Source organism: Kaarinaea lacus, from assembly GCF_975902315.1.
Genome location: NZ_CDLKIE010000479.1, coordinates 1 through 3,595, shown reverse-complemented (window position 1 = coordinate 3,595; position 3,595 = coordinate 1). Strand labels below are relative to the sequence as shown.

Annotated in this window: 3 protein-coding genes; 2 read left to right on the top strand and 1 reads right to left on the bottom strand. The window is 47.3% G+C overall.

Going from position 1 to position 3,595, the window contains the following annotated elements; all coding sequences use genetic code 11:
* Window positions 1-707, bottom strand: a 707-nt coding sequence (locus ACWVCM_RS14895; protein WP_455202554.1) for a DUF5996 family protein, incomplete at its 3' end; no start/stop codon positions are given.
* A gap of 465 nt (window positions 708-1,172) precedes the next feature.
* Here ACWVCM_RS14895 and ACWVCM_RS14890 point away from each other — a divergent pair.
* Complete coding sequence (locus tag ACWVCM_RS14890; protein WP_455202553.1) at window positions 1,173-2,252, top strand: efflux RND transporter periplasmic adaptor subunit; 1,080 nt, start codon at window positions 1,173-1,175, stop codon at window positions 2,250-2,252.
* Window positions 2,249-3,595, top strand: a 1,347-nt coding sequence (locus ACWVCM_RS14885; protein WP_455202552.1) for an efflux RND transporter permease subunit, incomplete at its 3' end; no start/stop codon positions are given. The genes ACWVCM_RS14890 and ACWVCM_RS14885, both read left to right, overlap by 4 nt.

Here is a 3,595-nt window from a genome sequence, read left to right as displayed (position 1 = left end):
GACAAGTTTTGCGGCTCAGGATATGCGTATGCATAAAAGGCCGGCTCACGTACGATGTTATCGCCCATCCAAAAACCAAAACTAATGACTTCATGCGAGTAGGCTTCCTGATCGGCATTGGTGCCACCTTTAAGTGGAGGCGCAGCTTTTCCGGAGAAACGTGTCAGTGCCAGGTCGGCATGATGCCAGAATATATGTACTGGTGTACTCTTGCCAAGAAACTCGCCACGAAAACGTTCAAACACAGTATTCACAAATAGTAATATGTGCCAGTACTTTTCTATGGCGGCTGAATCATAACTGGCATGTTGCGTGTCATCTGCAAACGGGATTGTACTAAAGGGCACATCATAGGGTTTTGCGATGATGTTAACCTCGATCCCCAACTCTTGCAGATTGGAAAATATATTGTGATAAAAACTTGCAACAGATTGATCGGCTAGTGGGAATGACCTGGTTTGCCCGCTGCTGCAAGTGATTTTCAATTGATGATCAATAAAATCAAAGGCGATTTCGAAGGGCTTGTCGTTATAGGGAATGGAACGGGTGGTAATGCCGCGACTCGAGACATACAGTGGTACATGCCACCAATGGTTTTGTTTGGGGAATAATGCCAGCCTTATCTTGCCCACTATCTGCATGAAAAGATGCAAAGTGTTTTTCGTCTCTTCCCATTCCTCCACGGGCAATTTCGGTAAGTTAGTCATGTCAACACTCCAGTTATATTGGGATATTGTTCCTTATGTTTAATCTTACCTGGGCGAAGGCTCTGGGCGACCGCCGCACAACAAATATCTTGATTAAATTGAAATGACTGCTATTTCGCATGGTTATTACTCTGATTCGCACGCTTGATAGTATTGATATCATATATTCACATTAGGGTGTAGTTGCTATCTAATATGAGTTCAAACTTCCAATTAGTTCACCCATGTAAATAAAAATAAAACCCTTACAACTGAGGCCACATCACCATGAGTATTGAGACAAGCGCTGAATCCCTGTGTATGAAACAGGCAGGTACATGTGACGCCATTGAGCTGAGCATCGTGCCTAAAACTTAGCTGTTTCTTTTTATCACATAGCTAAAAAGACATTAAAAGTGTTTTGAATTTGGCGTAAACTGTAGTTGGCTCTAATCTGAATCACAAACTATCCAGGAATCTCAGGCCATGGCAAAATATCTGGTTATTGGTTTAGTGGCGCTTGCTATCGGTGCAGGTGTCAGCTGTTCGCAACAACAGGGCGGTAAAAGCGGTGGTTTTCCGCCCTCTGTAATCGCATCGACGGAAGTCACCCAGGAGGATTGGCAACCATCATTGCAGTCCGTCGGTACCCTGGTTGCAACCAATGGTATAAATGTCAGTTCTGAAGTGAATGGCATTGTCAGTGAAATAGTTTTTAAATCCGGTCAACCCGTGGAAGAGGGGCAGGTGTTAATCCGCCTGGACGCATCCGTCGACAATGCAGCGCTCGAAGCTTTACGCGCAGAAAGACGCCTGGCGGAAATTCAGTTTAATCGAGTCAAGGATCTGTTTAAAAAGCGGGCGACCTCAAAGTCCGATTATGATGAGGCCGAAGCCCGTTTTGATGCCGCCAAGGCCAGGGTTAAACAACAGGAAGAAGTCGTCAAACGAAAAGTGATTCGTGCGCCCTTTGCCGGGCTGTCGGGTATCAGGCAGGTTGATAAAGGGCAGTATTTCGAGGCAGGCAATCCCATTGTCGGTTTACAGGCGCTTGATCCTATCTTTGTTGATTACACTTTGCCGGAGCGTTACCTGACTAAGATTAAACCGGGGCAAACCGTAAATCTGCAACTGGATGCAATACCGGATAAAATTTTTACCGGCGAAGTAAGCGCGGTTAACTCCGGAGTTGACACGGGTACCCGCACCCTGAAAATTCGCGCCACGTTGTCAAACCCGGATAACACGTTACGTCCCGGCATGTTTGCCGAAGTAGAAACCATCGTTGGTGATGCCCGCCCGTTGTTAACATTACCGCGCACGGCAATCAGTTTTAACACCTACGGTAATTTTGTTTTTGTCATAAACAGGAACGAACAGGGACCTTCCACTGTTAAGCGTACCGCCGTGGAAACCGGAGAAGTGCGCGAAGGTCGGGTTGTTGTCAATGGGTTGGCGTTGGGTACTCAGGTGGTCCGCGCTGGTCTGGTAAAGTTGCGCGATAATATGCCGGTTAAAATTGATAACCAGATTAAGCTAAACGATGCGGAGTTAAACTCGCAATGAAGTTTACTGATATCTTCATCAACCGGCCGGTAATGGCAACTGTACTTAGCTTGCTCATCCTTTTAATGGGTTTTCGCTCTATTGAGCTACTTGAAGTTCGGCAGTTTCCGCTGATCAAGAACACGGTTATTACTGTTACTACGGTATATCCTGGCGCCAGTTCTGAACTGGTGAAAGGTTTTGTGACAACACCAATTCAGCAGGCGATGGCTGAAGCCAGTGGCATCGATTTTATTTCTTCGACCAGTGCGCAGGGTAAGTCAACCATCGAAGCGCAGATGCGCCTCAACTATGATCCCAATGACGCGATTGCGGAAATTCAGGCCAAGGTTGCCAGTAAACGCGGCGAATTACCGGGCGATGTGGAAGATCCGGTTATCGAATCGACCACCGGTGACCGCACAGCCTTAATGTACCTGGCGTTTTACAGTGACTCGATTCCCCGCCCACAAATCAGTGACTATGTATTAAGGGTAGTGCAGCCGCAGTTGCAGGCGTTACCCGGTGTTGCCAAGGCAAGACTGTTTGCTTCGCAATTTGCCATGCGTATCTGGCTGGACCCCAAACGAATGGCTGCCCTGGGTGTAACCGGCGAAGACGTAGTTAATGTACTGCGCGGTAATAACTTCCAGGCGGGTATCGGTACCACCAAGGACAAATATGTCACCATTAACCTGACTACAACCACTGCGGTCAGTGAACCGGAAAATTTTCGCAAACTGGTCGTGCGCAGTGAAGGTGGTACGTTGGTACGCCTGCAGGATATTGCAGTCACTGAACTGGGTGCGGAAGAGTATGAAACCGTTACCTGGTACAAGGGTATACCATCGGTATTTATTGGTATCGAACAGGCGCCGGGCGCAAATCCAATAACCGTCGCCGATGCGGTCAACGAGTTGATTCCAAAAGTCAGAACGCAATTACCCGAAGGACTGCATGTTAGGGTACCTTATGATGCCAGTCAGTTTATCAAATCATCGATCAAGGAAGTTTATAAAACCATCATTGAAGCAGTCATTATCGTGATTGTGGTTATATTCCTTACTCTCGGTTCAGTGCGTGCTGCGCTTATACCGGCGGTGGCAGTACCATTGTCACTAATCGGTGCGGCTTTTGTAATGTATCTGTTAGGTTATTCCCTTAACTTGCTGACATTGCTTTCCATGGTGCTGGCGATCGGCCTGGTAGTGGATGATGCAATCATCGTAGTGGAAAACGTACACCGGCATATTGAAAATGGTGAACCGCGTATGCAGGCCGCACTAAAAGGCGCTCGAGAATTAGCGGTTCCGATCATCGCCATGACAACTACCTTGCTGGCAGTATATGCCCCTATTGGATTC